The organism is Stutzerimonas stutzeri (assembly GCF_024448695.1).
GTDB classification, from domain to species: Bacteria; Pseudomonadota; Gammaproteobacteria; order Pseudomonadales; family Pseudomonadaceae; genus Stutzerimonas; species Stutzerimonas stutzeri_T.
In genome coordinates, this window is sequence record NZ_JAMOHY010000009.1 from 59,572 (window position 1) to 75,165 (window position 15,594).

The following is a 15,594-nucleotide window of genomic DNA, read 5'->3' on the forward strand; positions in this document are numbered from 1 at the left end:
CTCCTTCGATGAAATCCCGACTGGCACACTACCTGCCCTGCCTGCAATGGGCCGTGACCTATGACCGCCACGCGGCAAGCCGCGACAGCCTGGCGGCGGTGATCGTCACCCTGATGCTGATCCCGCAGAGCCTCGCCTACGCCTTGCTGGCGGGGCTGCCGGCAATCACCGGGTTGTATGCCAGCATTTTGCCGCTGATCGCCTACACCCTGTTCGGCACCAGTCGCACGCTATCGGTCGGCCCGGTGGCGGTGATCTCGTTGATGACAGCCGCTGCGCTGGGGCCGCTGTTTGTCGCCGGCAGTGCTGAATATGCCGGAGCAGCACTGGTGCTGGCCTTGCTGTCCGGGGTTCTGCTGCTGGCGATGGCGCTGTTGCGCCTGGGCTTTTTGGCAAACTTCCTCAGCCATCCGGTGATTTCCGGTTTTATCAGCGCCTCGGCCATACTCATCGCCCTGAGCCAGCTCAAGCATATCCTTGGCATTCGCGTGGAAGGCGATAATGCCGCGGTGCTGTTGTTCAGGCTGCTGCAGGGGCTGCCACAGACACACCTGCCGACACTCGCCATCGGTGGAGCCAGCCTGCTGTTTCTCTATCTGTCGCGACGTCATCTGAGCAGCTGGCTGGGCGCGCTGGGGCTGGCGCCACGGTATGCCGACAGTCTCGGCAAGATCGGCCCGATCGTGGCGTTGCTGGCCTCGATAATGCTCGTCAGCGCACTGGATCTGACCACTGCCGGCGTGCAGGTCGTGGGTATCGTGCCCCAGGGCCTGCCATCCATCAGTTTGCCGACACTGGACCTCGACCTGCTCCAGCAATTGCTGCCCGCTGCCCTGCTGCTCAGCCTTGTGGGTTTCGTCGAATCGGTATCGGTGGGCCAGACCCTGGCCGCCAAACGCCGCGAGCGCATCGAGCCCAACCAGGAACTGATCGCACTGGGCAGCGCCAATATTGCAGCGGCGCTCAGTGGCGGCCTGCCGGTCACCGGAGGCTTCTCCCGCTCTGTGGTGAACTTCGATGCCGGCGCACAAACGCCCATGGCCGGAGCTATTGCTGCTGTCGGCATCGCCATTACCGCGCTGTTCTTCACGCCGCTGCTGCATGACCTGCCGCACGCCGTACTGGCCGCAACCATCATCATTGCCGTGCTGAGCCTGGTGGACCTCGGCGTGCTAGGGCGTACCTGGCGCTATTCCCGTCAGGATGGTGCGGCCATGGCGGTAAGCATGCTCGGCGTACTGCTGATCGGGGTCGAAGCAGGCATTCTGCTCGGTGCTGGCCTGTCGCTGCTGCTGTTTCTCTGGCGCACCAGTCAGCCCCACGTGGCCGTGGTCGGACAGGTACCGGGCAGCGAGCACTTTCGCAATGTCGAGCGCTACGCCGTGTTCGAAAGCCGCAAGGTGCTGTCGGTACGTGTGGATGAGAGCCTGTATTTCCCCAATGCGCGCTTTCTCGAGGACCGCATTGCCAAACTGATCAGCCAGCATCCGGCAGCCGAACATCTGGTGCTGATGTGTCCCGGCATCAATCTGATCGACACCAGCGCCCTGGAAAGCCTGGAAACCATCAGCGAACGGCTGCGGGACAGTGGCGTTCAGTTGCATCTTTCGGAAGTAAAGGGACCTGTGATGGACAGGCTGAAGAACTCGGACTTTCTTCAGCAGTTCGGTGGGCAGGTATTTTTCAGCCAGTTCGATGCGCTGAAAGCCCTTGATCCCGATACCACACGCCTGGCACTTGAGAGCGCAGCGTGCCAGCCTTCGCAGACACCATCTCAAGAGAGGGACTCATGAAAAGCGCACATGACCTCGTCGAGCAGGCCCGCTCGCAGATCACTGAAATCACACCGGCAAATGCGCCGGCAGCCATCAATGAAGCAGATGTGCTGATTGATGTACGTGAGGCCGACGAATACCGCGCCGGCCATATCGGTGGTGCCCTGAACATTCCGCGCGGCCTGCTTGAGTTCAGGCTTGCCGCAATGCCGGAACTCAACCCGCGCGACACGCGGATCGTCCTCTATTGCAAGACCAGCGGTCGTGCCGCCCTGGCAGCGGCCTCACTGAAGGAAATGGGCTATTTCGCAGTCTGCTCGATAGCCGGGGGCTTCGATGCCTGGGTCGAGAACGGTCTGCCGGTTGTTCACCCACAGATGCCCAGTTTCGACTGAGCCATTGGCAGCCGGATCAAGCCCGGCTGCCGAAACCCACTTGTCAGTTACGCAGCTTGCAGCTGCTGATCCCCAGCAGGCGATACGCCGGACAGAAACGGAAGACGCCGGTGGCGATGGGCAGCAGGCCGATCCAGCCCCAGACGCCGATAACGCCCGCCAGCGACAGTCCGATCAGGATCAGGCCAACGATGATCCGCAGGGTGCGATCAAGGGTTCCGATATTGCTTTTCATCTGACTGACCTCCAGGTCATGGTGCGCGCCGGGACTCCAGCGCGGAGAACAGAAACATGCCGGCGACCAGGGCAATCACGAACAGCGGAACCTGCCAGTACCCGCTGAGCAGCATGGCCACTGCAGGGCCGGGACAAATGCCAGCGATGCCCCAGCCGATACCGAACAACAGTCCGCCGCCGATCAGGCGCCGATCGATATCGCGCCTCTGCGGAAGCCGCATGGGCGCATCCAGCAGTGAACGTGACTGACGCTTCGCCCAGCTCATGGGCAGAATGGCAGCACCTATGGCGCCGGCCATCACCAGCGCCAGCGAAGGGTCCCAGGCGCCGGCCAGATCAAGAAAACCCTTAACCTTTGCCGGGTTGGCCATGCCGGACAGCAGCAGGCCAACGCCAAACACCAATCCGGCAATCAAGGCAGTCAACTGACGCATCTACTCAACCTCCAATGACGTGACGCAGAACGAACACCGTGGCAAACCCTGCCGCCATGAACGCCAGGGTAGCCACCAGTGAACGCGGCGAAAGCCGGGAAAGACCACAGACACCATGGCCACTGGTACAACCCGCGCCGTACCGAGTACCAACGCCAACCAGCAACCCGGCAAGCAGCAGCGACAGCCAGCCATTATCAAAAGTGGCTGTGGGCAGGTCAGCGAAAAATGACCAGAGCAGCGGCGTCAGCAGCACGCCCAGAATGAACAAGCCCTTTTCGAGTCGCCCTTCGGCACCCTTCTCCACAAGGCTGGCCAGCAGGCCGCTGATACCGGCGATACGGCCATTGCATGCAGCGAAAAAACCGGCAGAAAGGCCGATCAGGACACCACCGGCCAACGCGGTCCAGGGGGTGAAATTCATCCAGTCAATCGTCATCAGCGCGCCTCTTCGCAAAACAACCCGTATGATTTGCAATGCAAATATACCCCACCCTGTATATTTCGTAACCCCACAGCAGGCTGAAAATCAAAAAGGCTGTTTTCGGTAACCGCTGAACCCGCACCGGGATGGACTGTCCAGAGCTGAAGCGCATCCGTTCTATCGCGCTTGCAGCCCTCGCACGCGCCACAGATATCAGAGGCTGGAGTCGTTATTTTTTGCAAAAGAGGGAATTTGCCGCAGGCGATGAAGCAAGACGCTGCTTATACTGACCACCCCATCCAATCTGGAGCCATACCTGTGAACAAAGCCGAGTTGATTGAAGCGATTGCCGCCTCTGCGGATATTCCGAAAACCACCGCTACCCGCGTACTCGATGCCTTTACCGAAAGCGTCACCAACACCCTGCAGAATGGTGACAGCGTTACGCTGGTCGGCTTCGGCACATTTGCCGTCAAGGAGCGCGCCGCGCGCGACGGTCGCAACCCGCAGACTGGCGCCACCATCAAGATTGCCGCCGCAAAGCTGCCGGGCTTCAAGCCAGGCAAGACACTCAAGGATGCAGTGAACTGATTCCGCGGGTCAGGCGCTGCCGCTCACATGAGCGCAGGGCCTGACCCACACCCTCTCCCCGCCTCCCCTCTTGTCGCGTCACGTCTTGTCGCGATCAACCGCAAAACCCGCCCAAGCCTGCCGCGACGGCATGATTTCCAGCCGATTGATATTGATATGCGCCGGCAAGCTGGCGACATAGAAAATCTGCTCGGCGATATCTTCTGCAGTCAGTGGAGTAGTGGTCCTGTACAGCGCATCGGATGCAGCCTGATCGCCCTTGTTGCGCACCAGGGTGAACTCCGTCTCCGCCAGCCCAGGCGCGATATCGGTAACCCGCACGCCGGTTGCTACCAAGTCGCAGCGCAGGTTGTAGCTGAACTGCTGCACGAACGCCTTGCTCGCGCCATAGACATGGCTACCCGGATAGGGCCAGCAGCCTGCGACCGAGCCGATATTGATGATGCTGGCGCCCTTGCCGGTTTCGATCAGCGTTGGCAACAGCGTATGGGTGACATTGACCAGCCCGGTGATATTGGTGTCGATCATGGTGTGCCAATCGTTCAGGTCGGTCTGCTGCGCCGGTTCCGGCGCTAATGCCAGGCCAGCGTTATTGACCAGACAGGTCACCTGACGAAAATCCCCGGGCAACTGTGCAATCACCTCTTTCACCGCTTCGATACGGCGTACGTCAAGGCTGGCAATGTGCACCGGCACTTTGGTTTCAAGCTCCAGTTTCAGCACTTCCAACCGCTCGAAACGGCGGCCCGTCAGCACCAGCGACCATCCGGCCTCGGCAAAACGGCGTGCCGTTGCACGGCCAAATCCGGACGTGGCGCCAGTGATGAAAACGACCTTGCTGTTCATGCATATCCTCTCGAATGTCGATGCCCGTAGAGGCATCGCAGTTGTCTGTCGGCAGGCTATGGTCCGCCGTCAGGGCGAAAATTTCGAGTGGTTTCGCCCCAGTCACCCGCCATCGAGAGACTTCCGCTTCCCGGCGACCCGCTACTCTGCGGCCTGCTAGGCTCAGAACAACGACACACCCTGAAAAAAACAGGAAATATCCATGCATATCGGCTTTATCGGACTCGGCAACATGGGCGGGCCCATGGCTCGCAACCTGCTCAAGGCCGGGCATCGACTCAGCGTCTACGACCTTTCCACCACAGCACTTGCCGGTCTGCTGGAAGCCGGCGCGCAGCAAAGCGAGTCCCCGGCTGCCATCGCCCAGTCGGGCGTCGACCTGATCATCACCATGCTGCCGGCGGGCGCACAGGTACGACAGGTCTATCTCGACAATGACGGACTACTGGCCCATGTTCCGCCGGGTGTGCTGCTGATCGACTCATCCACCATCGACCCCATGACCGCCCGCGAAGTCGCCGCGGCGGCGGCCAGACAAGGCAACCCGATGCTTGATGCACCCGTATCCGGCGGTACAGCGGGCGCGGCAGCCGGCACCCTGACCTTTATGGTTGGCGGCAGTGAGGCGGACTTTCATCAGGCCGAGCCGATTCTCGCGGCGATGGGCACAAACATTGTCCATTGCGGTGATAGCGGCAACGGCCAGGTGGCAAAAGTCGCCAACAACCTGCTGCTGGGCATTTCCATGATCGGCGTGGCCGAAGCCATGTCGCTGGGCGTCGCCCTGGGCATGGACGCCAACGTGCTGGCAGGTGTGATCAATGCGTCCAGCGGGCGCTGCTGGAGTTCGGAAATCTACAACCCCTTCCCTGACGTTGTGGAAAACAGCCCGGCCTCACGCGGCTACAGCGGCGGTTTCGGCAGCGATCTGATGCTCAAGGACCTGGGCCTGGCCAGCGAAGCAGCCAAACAGGTGCGCCAGCCGGTTATCCTCGGTGCACTCGCGCAGCAGCTCTACCAGGCCTTCAGCCTGCAGGGCAACGGAGCACTGGACTTCTCTGCAATCATCAAACTCTACCGTCAGGAACACTGAGCATGTCCCAAACCGAAGCACCAGTACTGATCGAAGTTCGCAACCACGTCGGCTACCTCACCCTCAACCGCCCCGCCGGGCTGAACGCCGTGACGCTGCCGATGGTGCACATCCTTCATCGCCAGTTACAGGCCTGGGCTGACGAGCCGGAGATTGTCGCCGTGATCCTGCGTGCCGCCGGTGAAAAAGCCTTCTGTGCCGGCGGTGACATTCGCATGCTGTACGACAGCCACAAGAACGACGACAACCTGCGCTGGGCGTTCTTCGAGCAGGAATACGCGCTGGACCAGTACATCCACGCCTACAGCAAGCCACTGCTGGCGTTGATGAATGGCTACGTCCTCGGCGGCGGCATGGGCCTGGTCCAGGGCGCCTCGCTGCGGGTGATTTCCGAGCGCACGCGCATGGGCATGCCGGAAGTCGGCATCGGCTATTTCCCTGACGTCGGCGGCAGCTATTTTCTGTCACGCCTGCCGAACAATCTGGGTATTTACATGGGCGTGACCGGCAATCATGTGGACGCCGCCGATGCCCTGTACGCCGGGCTTGCCGACCACTGTGTGCCCCATGAGCGCTTCGCCGAACTTCAGCAGCAACTCGACCTGCAAGACTGGCACCTCCCGGCTCGCGAAACCCTCACCGGACTGCTCGCCTCGCTGGCGACCCGTGAACTGCCGGAAGCATCGTTCAAAGTTCTGGAGCCGGCCATCGAGCAGCACTTCTCCCACGCCAGCATCCCGGCGATCCGTGAGTCCCTTGCAGCGGAACAGCGACCCGAGTACCGCAACTGGGCTGTCGAAACCCTGAACACCATCGACAGCCGTTCTCCACTGGCCGTCAGCGTCACCCTGGAAATGCTCCGACGCGGGCGCGAGCTGTCCCTTGCCGAGTGCTTCGCCATGGAGCTGCACCTGGACCATCAATGGTTCGATCATGGCGACATCATCGAAGGCGTGCGTGCGCTGATCGTCGACAAGGACAAGAACCCGCGCTGGAATCCGCCTACGCTCGCCGAAGTGACACCACAGCGTATCGCCGCTTTCTTCGCCGGCATCTGAACCCAGGAGCGCCCCATGCACGACCTCGAACTCACCGAAGAGCAGCGCATGATCCGCGACCTGGCGCGCGATTTCGCCCGAGCCGAGGTTGCGCCCAACGCCCAGGCCTGGGCCAAAGCCGGCTGGATCGACGACCAGAGCGTGGCGCAAATGGGCGAACTCGGACTGCTCGGCATGATCGTGCCCGAGCGCTGGGGCGGCAGCTACGTCGATTACGTCGCCTATGCGCTGGCTGTCGAGGAAATCTCTGCCGGTGATGGGGCCCTCGGTGCGCTGATGAGCGTGCACAGTTCGGTCGGCTGCGCGCCGATCCTCAAATACGGCACCACCGAACAGCAAGACCTGTGGCTGCCCGCGCTCGCCACGGGTCGCGCCATCGGCTGCTTCGCCCTGACCGAACCCCAGGCCGGTTCCGAGGCGCACAACCTGCGCACTCGCGCCGTGCTGGAAAACGGCGAATGGGTGATCAACGGCGCCAAGCAGTTCGTCAGCAACGCTAAACGCGCAAAGATCGCCATCGTTTTCGCCGTCACCGACCCCGAACTGGGCAAGAAGGGCCTGTCGGCCTTTCTGGTACCCACCGACAACCCCGGCTTCTGCGTTGATCGTCTGGAGAAAAAGATGGGCCTACGCGCTTCAGATACATGCGCGGTGACCCTGAACAACTGCCGCATCCCCGCAGCAAACCTGCTCGGACCTCGCGGCAAGGGCCTGGCCATCGCCCTGTCGAACCTGGAGGGCGGCCGCATCGGCATCGGCGCCCAGGCGCTGGGCATTGCCCGTGCGGCATTCGAGACGGCGCTGGGTTACGCCCGTGAGCGCGTCCAGTTCGACAAACCCATCATCGAACATCAGAGCGTGTCCAACATGCTTGCCGACATGCATACCCGGCTCAACGCCGCGCGGCTGCTGATTCTGCATGCCGCACGCTTGCGCAGCGCCGAGTTGCCCTGCCTGTCCGAAGCATCCCAGGCCAAGCTGTTCGCTTCCGAAACAGCCGAATACGTCTGCTCCAGGGCCATACAGATCCACGGCGGCTACGGCTATCTGGAGGACTACCCCGTTGAGCGTTACTACCGTGATGCGCGCATCACCCAGATCTACGAAGGCACCAGCGAGATCCAGCGGTTGCTGATCGCCCGTGAGCTGAGCAAATACGACCTGTAATTGTGCAGATGTGAAGGTGGCGGATGCTGGATGAATCACCACGGAGCGGCGCTGCGGCGGATGCAAAAATCGACATCCACGAACGCAAAAAGGGCGGACTTTACAGTCCGCCCTTCGCTTTGACGCTCTTAAAACCTAGCCAAGACGGCGGGTTTTAATCTTCGCGATACCGGCGCAGCTTGAGCTGCTTGCCACCTACGCGAGTGTCCTTGAGCTTGCCGAGCAGGCCTTCCAGGCCCTCTTCCGGAAGCTCGACCAGGCTGAAGCTGTCGCGCACCTGAATGCGACCGATGGCTTCGCGGGCCAGACCACCCTCATTGAGGATGGCGCCAAGCAGGTTGCGTGCAGCAATGCCGTCGCGGGCGCCCAGCGGCGTGCGGCAACGAGCACGGCCTTCACCCAGCGGGATCGGCGCGCGACGCTCGCGGTCACCGCTGCGCTCGGGACGGTCGGAGCTGGAGCGCTCGGTACGCTCGCGTGGGCTGCTGTTCGGCACCAGCGGCTGCTCTTTTTCCACTTCAGCCAAGGTCAGCGCCTGGCCATTGGTTGCCTTGCGCAGCAGTGCTGCAGCCAGGGCACGCAGGCTGCAGCCACTATCGGCAACCAGTTTGTCGAGCAGCTCGCCATGGCTGGCTTCGGCATCGGCCACCAGCGGCGCGAGGCTGTTGGTCAGCTTCTTGATGCGTGCATCAAGTACTTGCTGTGCATTGGGCAGGCGGGCTTCGGCAACCTTCTGCCCAGTGACGCGCTCGATGACCTGCAACATGCGGCGCTCACGCGGCGTGACCAGCAACAACGCACGGCCTTCACGACCGGCACGGCCAGTACGGCCGATACGGTGCACGTAGGATTCCGGGTCGTAAGGCATGTCCACGTTGAATACGTGGGTGATGCGCGACACATCCAGACCGCGTGCGGCCACGTCGGTGGCGACAACGATGTCCAGGCGGCCATCCTTCAGCGATTCGATCACACGCTCACGCTGGTTCTGGGCAATGTCACCGTTCAGCGCAGCAGCCTTGTAGCCCTTGGCTTCCAGCGCAGCGGCCAGATCAAGAGTGGCCTGCTTGGTACGCACGAAGGCGATCAGCGCGTCGAAATCCTCGACTTCCAGCAGGCGCAGCACCGCCGAGATCTTCTGGTCGGCATGGACCATCAGGTGTGCCTGCTCGATACGGGCCACGGTCTGTGTCTTGGTAGCGATCTTGACGTGCTGCGGCTCGCGCAGGTGCTTCTCGGCAATGGCACGGATCGAGTGCGGCAGCGTGGCGGAGAACAGTACGGTCTGACGGCTCGCCGGCATGGCTTCGAAGATGACTTCCAGGTCATCCATGAAACCCAGCTTGAGCATTTCGTCTGCTTCGTCGAGCACCAGGAACTGCACGGTCGACAGCAGCGCACCGTTACGGCTGAGGTGATCGACCAGACGGCCCGGCGTAGCCACGACGATCTGCGCGCCCTGACGGATGGCCTTGAGCTGCGGCCCCATGGGCGCACCGCCGTAGATGGCAACAACGCTGACAGTCGACATCTGCTTGGAATAGGTTTCGAATGCGGTGGCAACCTGCAGCGCCAGCTCGCGGGTCGGCGCGAGAACCAGCACCTGCACTTCGCGACGGGCCGGGTCGATCTTCGACAGCAGTGGCAGCGCGAAGGCTGCAGTCTTGCCGGTACCGGTCTGGGCCTGGCCGATCATGTCGTGGCCGCCGAGAATTACCGGAATGGCCTGAGTCTGGATCGCCGATGGCTCTTCGTAGCCCACCGCAGCGACAGCAGCGAGTACAGAGGGATGAATACCGAGTGCGGCAAAGCCGCCGATTTCCTGGGTCATGGGTCTTTTCCTGATGCTCCGCAAAGACCCATGTTCCGAAGCTGCGCATGCCATGTAAAACCCGAGGGTCACCCTGGCAGCCTTGGTCGGCGGGGTTTGCGAAAACGAATGAATGATGAATCGTCAAGGATAGCCGCAATAGCGGATAGCAGCCGAAGCAGGGCTTCGTGTGTTGCAGTACCTGAACGCAGGCTGGGTTTCAGCCGGCGCGTACTATACCGGAATTATGCGAACCTGTGCGCGTATTTTGCATAGTGTCTGGCGTGGTCTTCGCCGCACAGACGGACCAGCAGGGTCGCCACTCCCTGCTGGCTCTCTACGGTTCTGACTCAGGCGGCGTCGCGATTGACTGCACTGACACTGAAACGCCCCACCAGCTGATGCAGCTTGCCGGTGGTGTGCCGCACACGCTCGGCGCTGTCCTGCAGCACACCGAGGGTCTGGCCCATTTCACTGGAGGCCTGGTCGACACCCCGGATGGTCTGACCGTAGTGCAGGCTGCGTTCGTTGAGCTGCTTGATGATGTCGAACATGCGCTCGACTGTCTGATGCAGATGCACGTTCTCAGACGAGGCCTCTTCGGTCAGGCGCAGGCTGCTGTCCACGTCGCGCACGCCGCTTTCCATGAACGATACCGCCTGACGGGTTTCCTGTTGCAGGCTTTCCACCTTGCAACGAATGTCCTCCGCCGCTTTGGCAGTGCGCTGAGCCAGCGAACGCACCTCGCCGGCCACTACGGCAAATCCGCGGCCATGCTCGCCGGCACGCGCCGCCTCAATGGCGGCATTCAGGGCCAGCAGGTTAGTCTGGGTCGTGATATCGCTGATCAACCCGATGATCTCGTCAATCTCGCCCATCCGGTTATCGAGCGACTGCACACTCCGGGTGGAGCGCTGCACCACGTCGCGAATCGACTCGGTGCCGCCGCGTACGATATCGAAGCGCTCGCGGGCACGGGCGACAACTTCGTCCATGGCGGCCTTCATGTCCTCGGCGGTCATCGACGCCTGCTGGATTTCGCCGAGCTGCTCTTCCACCAGCAGCAAAAGTTGATGGACCGACTCGGCGACGTCACTGGTGGTCTGGCCCGCCTCGCCGCTGCGTTCAAGCATCAGCTGGTTGTCCTGACGCACATGCCGGGACACATGAATGACCTGCCCGACCACAGTGTCCAGGCTGTCGATGAAACTATTGATCCAGCGGCCCATGTCGCCACTCTCGTCACGCGGCATGCTCGCACTGTCGATGCGCTGGCGAAGGTTGCCCTCGCCCTCGGCCAGGGTGCGGATGACTTCTGTCATGTTCTGCATCCGCGCGGCCAGCCGTCGCGGACCGAAGGCGGAAAAGGCCCAGGCGCCCAGCAGCAGCAACAGGGCGTTGCTCAGATAAAGCAGCGGCTGCGACAGGCCGCTGAATGCCTGCAGCAGCCCACCGATGATGAACAGGGTGGTAACGATCAGCAGATAGGTCTTCATCAACCCGACGCTCAGCGAGCGGCGACGGTAAACCTCTTCCAGATCGGCTTCGCACATCATGCCCCAGCGATCCGGCGAGCCCTGCATCTGAAAGGTCATGCCCTTGCCGACCACCGGGATATGGCGGTAATCGGCATACCCCGGATAGGTAACGAACAAATTGGCACCCCTGGCGATGGTTTCACGCACGCCCGGATGCAGCTGTCCGGTGGCGGGATCAGTGAAGCGCAGCTCCAGTTCGGTATGTTGTCGCACCCGCACCGTACCCCAGGCCGTGCGAATACCGGCCTTGAGGTTGTCACCGTGGCTGAATGTCGAATCCTCGAAGCGCGAGCGCGACAGGGCGGTACCGGGCTGGATGCTGCTGTCGAAACGCGATTCGACCATGAACAGATAGTTGTCGCCCGACTCGGAATAAATGTGCCCGGCTTCGCGCTGGATCAGATCGCCCAGCACATCGTTCGGCACGCGGGCACAGATACAGCCAATGACTTTCCCGGCGACTTCTATCGGCTGGTAAAACATCAGCGTCACGGCATCATGAAAGCGCGAACTCGTCGCCCCCAGCTTCTGCGTCAGCGCATCAGGGTACGGCCCGTGCAGAAACGGCTTGCGCAAGCCTTCGTCGACGGCGCGCCTGTCCAGATCCTGCAGTCCAACGTGGGCCATATGGGTCGAAGCGACCACACGGCCCTGTGGGTCGATCACGAACAGTTCGGAAGGGTCGACCATCTGCGCACGCCTGGCTTCGAGCAACCCGGCGTCCACATGCAGGGCATCCGCTCCAAGACCAGCAGCCAGATCGTCCAACTGCTCCCAGTGCGTCGCCACCCAGTTCTGCAGGATGCGCGCCCGTGACTGGGCGATTCCCTCGAACACTTCCTCCACCATCGGGACGCTCTGGCGATTCAGCCAGCAAGACCAGCCCATGGCCAGCTTGCCCGTACCGCCCAGCCAGGGCAGCCAGCGACGTTCGCGGGAGGACAGTTGCATCAGAGGGCTTTGAAGATTGCTCACGGCGGCTCCTTGAAAGAGGACTACCATGGCAAATTGCAATTACCAGACCAGCTTCCACGGCCTCTTTTACGCCAGCCAGCCGGCTGATTGCGCACTAAAAGCGGCAGACACTCGCAAATGCGCACCAAAACGGGTCAATCAGCTTGCCGGTCTCAGCGCCGCAATCAATGAGTCAAGCGAATAGCCCAGACGCGGGGCAAGCTCAGCGGCGCGCTGCCGCAACCCGTCCAGATCCAGCACCTGCTCCAGGTCCGCCGGCACGAACAGCACCACATTGCCCTCCTTTACCGGACACTCCCAGTAATGCCGGTGAAACAGTCCCCGAAGCAGCGCCGCGCCCAGCGGCTTGTCATCCTCGGTGCCCCATTGATTGATGACCAGCCAGCCCCCCGGACTGAGTTTTTCCTGACAGCGCTTGAGAAACGTCCAGGCCAGATGAGCCGCCGCCGGACCGACATCGGTATACAGGTCGACGAAAATCAGATCCGCCGACTCTGCCGTCTCCAGCAACTCCACCGCATCACCGATGCGAATATAAAGGCGCGCATCGTTCTGCAACCCCAGATAACGCATCGCCAGCTCCGGCACCGCCGGGCGCAGCTCGATGGCCTCGACGTCATCCAGCGGCAGAAATTCAAGGCATGCCTGCGTCAACGTCCCCGCGCCCAGGCCAAGAAAAAGCGCAGTCTCAGGTCCGGAATGGAGCAGCCCGCCCATCAGCATCGCGCGGGTGTAGTCGTACTCCAGCCAGCTCGGCGCAGCTGTGAATACGCAGCTCTGCTCGACTGCCGCACCAAATTCGAGAAACCGGTAATCACCCACCTCCAGCACGCGAATCAGACCGAACTCATCGCGCACCTCGGCCAGCACTACTTCCTGCCTGTCCACTACGCCCACTCCTGACGGAACCTGTTGGCGGCCCATGTGACCATCACTACGACGGGTTCGGGAAAACATCGCATATTACCCGAGCACGCCAGCCAGGCGTGTTCCGCGGGATCTGACCCAGAAAAAAAATCAGCTTGCTGATAACTTGAAATCCGTATCGGTGAGCACATATTGGAGGTGGTGACAAACACAGCGCCGAACAGGCACCACCATTCCACTGGAGGTAACGCCATGAAATCCCTGATGACTCGCGGAAATCTGTTCGATGATTTTTTCAAGGAGTTCGCATCTCCCGGCTACTTCATTCAACCGTTGCATGGCGATGCGCTGCCCAGCCCCTCGCAGATCCGCATCGACGTAAAGGAAACAGACACCGGATATAACCTCGAAGCTGAGCTTCCGGGTGTCAGCAAGGAGAACATCCAGATTTCCATCGAAGGCAACCAGGTCAGCCTGAGCGCCGAGGTCCGGCAACTCGATGAGCAAAAGAATGGAGAAAAAACCTTGCGCTCGGAGCGCTATTACGGCTCCGTCTCTCGCAGCTTCCAGTTGCCCTCGGAAATCGACTCAAGCCAGGCCAAGGCCCGCTACGAAGATGGCGTGCTAAAACTGACTCTGCCGAAAAAGCAGAGCAGCGCCTCGCATCGGCTGACCATCGACTGAGACTGCCAGCCAGGAGGCAGCGCCGCATCAGTCACATCCTCAACCCAAGGGGGCAGAACGTTCAGTTCTGCCCTCCTCGCCCTCGATGCACATGGGCCGCAGACAGCGCAGCTTCATCCATGTCAGGTAAAATCACCGGACTTTTTCCCTGGAAATCCGTTAATGAACCCGACGTGGAGCCCTTCAAGCTGGAGGGGAAAACCCATTCAGCAACAACCTGTCTACCCCAATATCGAGCACCTCGGGCGTGTCGAGCAGACCCTGGCCGGCCTACCGCCTCTGGTGTTCGCCGGTGAGGCACGCGAACTGCGCCGGCAATTCGCCGAAGTGACACAGGGCCGCGCCTTTCTATTGCAGGGGGGCGATTGTGCGGAGAGTTTCGCCGAATTCTCCGCCACCAAAATTCGAGACACCTTCAAAGTGCTGTTGCAGATGGCCATCGTCATGACCTTCGCTGCCAGTTGCCCGGTGGTCAAGGTTGGTCGTATGGCCGGGCAGTTTGCCAAGCCGCGCTCGGCAGGTGACGAGACCATTGCGGGCGTCACGCTGCCCGCCTACCGTGGTGATATCGTCAATGGCATCGAGTTCGACGAGAAAAGCCGCGTCCCGGACCCCGAGCGTCTGCTGCAGGCCTACCATCAGTCCACTGCCAGCCTGAACCTGTTGCGCGCCTTCGCCCAGGGTGGTTTTGCCGATCTGCATCAGGTGCACCAGTGGAATCTGGATTTCATCGCCAACTCGCAGATGGCGGAGAAATATCACCAGTTGGGTGCGCGTATTGACCAGGCGCTGAAGTTCATGCGCGCCTGTGGTATGGACAACATGCCGCAGTTGCGCGAAACCAGTTTCTTCACCGCCCATGAAGCCCTGCTGCTCAACTACGAGCAGGCGTTCGTGCGTGAGGACAGCCTCAGCGGTGACTGGTACGACTGTTCGGCGCACATGCTCTGGATCGGTGACCGCACCCGCCAGCTCGATGGCGCTCATGTGGAGTTTCTGCGTGGGGTGGGCAACCCCATCGGGGTCAAGGTCGGTCCGAGCATGGACAGTCAAGAGCTGATCCGCCTGATCGACATCCTCAACCCGAAGAATGATCCAGGTCGTCTGAACCTGATCGTGCGCATGGGCGCAGACAAGGTGGAGGCCGGCCTGCCGCAGCTGATTCGCGCCGTCCAGACAGAAGGACGCCATGTGCTGTGGAGTTCCGACCCCATGCATGGCAACACCATGAAGGCTTCCAGCGGTTACAAGACCCGTCCCTTCGAGCGGGTACTGACCGAAGTGCGGCAGTTCTTCGACGTGCATCGCGCCGAAGGCAGCTATCCGGGCGGCATTCATATCGAGATGACCGGGCAGAACGTCACCGAGTGCATCGGCGGCTCGCGCGCCATCACTGAAGACGGACTGGGTGATCGCTACCACACCCATTGCGACCCACGCCTGAATGCCGATCAGTCGCTGGAGCTGGCCTTCATGATTGCCGAGACGTTAAAGCAGCTGCGCCCGAGCGAATAGAAACCGACTGTTTGCCGCCAGTCAGTTGCCACCGGCCAGGACGGGTCCATCGACCTGAGCTGTCGAAAGCGAACCCGCTCAGCCACAGGCCTCCCGTACCCGCGACGGGCGGCCAGCCGGCACCTGTAACGCAGGACTCCCACCCCACAAAAGTTGGACCGACACATCGCATAGCCTGCTAATAA

General features: G+C 61.4%; 15 protein-coding genes. 8 read left to right on the plus strand and 7 right to left on the minus strand.

Annotated features, from left to right (window positions below; all coding sequences use genetic code 11):
• Nucleotides 1-8: 8 nt before the first annotated feature.
• The gene (locus NAV32_RS09520) at nucleotides 9-1,793 is read left to right on the plus strand and encodes a SulP family inorganic anion transporter (RefSeq protein WP_256052555.1); all 1,785 of its coding nucleotides are present in this window, start codon (nucleotides 9-11) and stop codon (nucleotides 1,791-1,793) included.
• On the plus strand, nucleotides 1,790-2,170 hold the full coding sequence (locus NAV32_RS09525; RefSeq protein ID WP_256052556.1) for a rhodanese-like domain-containing protein: 381 nt from the start codon (nucleotides 1,790-1,792) through the stop codon (nucleotides 2,168-2,170). The genes NAV32_RS09520 and NAV32_RS09525 overlap by 4 nt, the downstream gene beginning before the upstream one ends.
• A gap of 43 nt (nucleotides 2,171-2,213) precedes the next feature.
• Here NAV32_RS09525 and NAV32_RS09530 read toward each other — a convergent pair whose 3' ends face one another.
• The 3 genes from NAV32_RS09530 to NAV32_RS09540 are packed head-to-tail and all read right to left on the minus strand — an operon-like array spanning nucleotide 2,214 to nucleotide 3,280.
• Nucleotides 2,214-2,405 (minus strand): YgaP family membrane protein, encoded by a 192-nt coding sequence (locus NAV32_RS09530; protein WP_256052557.1) that lies wholly within the window; start codon nucleotides 2,403-2,405, stop codon nucleotides 2,214-2,216.
• Between the two features lie 16 nt (nucleotides 2,406-2,421).
• Nucleotides 2,422-2,841 carry a DUF6691 family protein gene (locus NAV32_RS09535; RefSeq protein WP_256052558.1) on the minus strand — a complete coding sequence of 140 codons (420 nt, stop codon included), beginning with the start codon at nucleotides 2,839-2,841 and terminating at the stop codon, nucleotides 2,422-2,424.
• A 4-nt stretch (nucleotides 2,842-2,845) separates the two neighbouring features.
• On the minus strand, nucleotides 2,846-3,280 hold the full coding sequence (locus NAV32_RS09540; protein ID WP_256052559.1) for a YeeE/YedE family protein: 435 nt from the start codon (nucleotides 3,278-3,280) through the stop codon (nucleotides 2,846-2,848).
• Nucleotides 3,281-3,583: 303 nt separating this feature from the next.
• Here NAV32_RS09540 and NAV32_RS09545 point away from each other — a divergent pair, with 303 nt between their 5' ends.
• Nucleotides 3,584-3,856, plus strand: a complete 273-nt coding sequence (locus NAV32_RS09545) for an HU family DNA-binding protein (RefSeq protein WP_256052560.1) — start codon at nucleotides 3,584-3,586, stop codon at nucleotides 3,854-3,856.
• Between the two features lie 78 nt (nucleotides 3,857-3,934).
• On the opposite strand, the gene NAV32_RS09550 is transcribed toward NAV32_RS09545, so the two are convergent.
• The gene (locus tag NAV32_RS09550) at nucleotides 3,935-4,702 is read right to left on the minus strand and encodes an SDR family NAD(P)-dependent oxidoreductase (RefSeq protein WP_256052561.1); all 768 of its coding nucleotides are present in this window, start codon (nucleotides 4,700-4,702) and stop codon (nucleotides 3,935-3,937) included.
• Between the two features lie 202 nt (nucleotides 4,703-4,904).
• Between NAV32_RS09550 and mmsB the strand changes: the two genes are divergently transcribed.
• From mmsB to NAV32_RS09565, 3 genes are read left to right on the plus strand one after another with little or no spacing between them, the layout of a single operon-like run.
• Nucleotides 4,905-5,795, plus strand: coding sequence for a 3-hydroxyisobutyrate dehydrogenase (gene mmsB, locus NAV32_RS09555; protein WP_256052562.1), 891 nt, complete (start codon nucleotides 4,905-4,907; stop codon nucleotides 5,793-5,795).
• 2 nt (nucleotides 5,796-5,797) lie between these two features.
• Nucleotides 5,798-6,853 (plus strand): enoyl-CoA hydratase/isomerase family protein, encoded by a 1,056-nt coding sequence (locus tag NAV32_RS09560; protein WP_256052563.1) that lies wholly within the window; start codon nucleotides 5,798-5,800, stop codon nucleotides 6,851-6,853.
• Between the two features lie 15 nt (nucleotides 6,854-6,868).
• Nucleotides 6,869-8,020 carry an acyl-CoA dehydrogenase family protein gene (locus NAV32_RS09565; protein ID WP_256052564.1) on the plus strand — a complete coding sequence of 384 codons (1,152 nt, stop codon included), beginning with the start codon at nucleotides 6,869-6,871 and terminating at the stop codon, nucleotides 8,018-8,020.
• Nucleotides 8,021-8,174: 154 nt separating this feature from the next.
• Here NAV32_RS09565 and NAV32_RS09570 read toward each other — a convergent pair whose 3' ends face one another.
• The 3 genes from NAV32_RS09570 to NAV32_RS09580 all read right to left on the minus strand — a co-directional run bounded on the left by NAV32_RS09570 (nucleotide 8,175) and on the right by NAV32_RS09580 (nucleotide 13,231).
• Nucleotides 8,175-9,851, minus strand: a complete 1,677-nt coding sequence (locus NAV32_RS09570) for a DEAD/DEAH box helicase (RefSeq protein ID WP_272890224.1) — start codon at nucleotides 9,849-9,851, stop codon at nucleotides 8,175-8,177.
• Between the two features lie 329 nt (nucleotides 9,852-10,180).
• The gene (locus tag NAV32_RS09575; RefSeq protein ID WP_256052565.1) at nucleotides 10,181-12,343 is read right to left on the minus strand and encodes a methyl-accepting chemotaxis protein; all 2,163 of its coding nucleotides are present in this window, start codon (nucleotides 12,341-12,343) and stop codon (nucleotides 10,181-10,183) included.
• A gap of 138 nt (nucleotides 12,344-12,481) precedes the next feature.
• Entirely contained in the window at nucleotides 12,482-13,231 is a 750-nt protein-coding gene (locus NAV32_RS09580; protein WP_256052566.1) for a spermidine synthase, read from the minus strand.
• Between the two features lie 231 nt (nucleotides 13,232-13,462).
• On the opposite strand from NAV32_RS09580, the gene NAV32_RS09585 reads away from it, so the two are divergent.
• Both NAV32_RS09585 and NAV32_RS09590 read left to right on the plus strand, forming a co-directional pair.
• The gene (locus NAV32_RS09585; RefSeq protein WP_256052567.1) at nucleotides 13,463-13,894 is read left to right on the plus strand and encodes an Hsp20/alpha crystallin family protein; all 432 of its coding nucleotides are present in this window, start codon (nucleotides 13,463-13,465) and stop codon (nucleotides 13,892-13,894) included.
• 162 nt (nucleotides 13,895-14,056) lie between these two features.
• Complete coding sequence (locus NAV32_RS09590) at nucleotides 14,057-15,409, plus strand: class II 3-deoxy-7-phosphoheptulonate synthase (protein WP_256052568.1); 1,353 nt, start codon at nucleotides 14,057-14,059, stop codon at nucleotides 15,407-15,409.
• The last annotated feature ends 185 nt before the right edge of the window (nucleotides 15,410-15,594 follow it).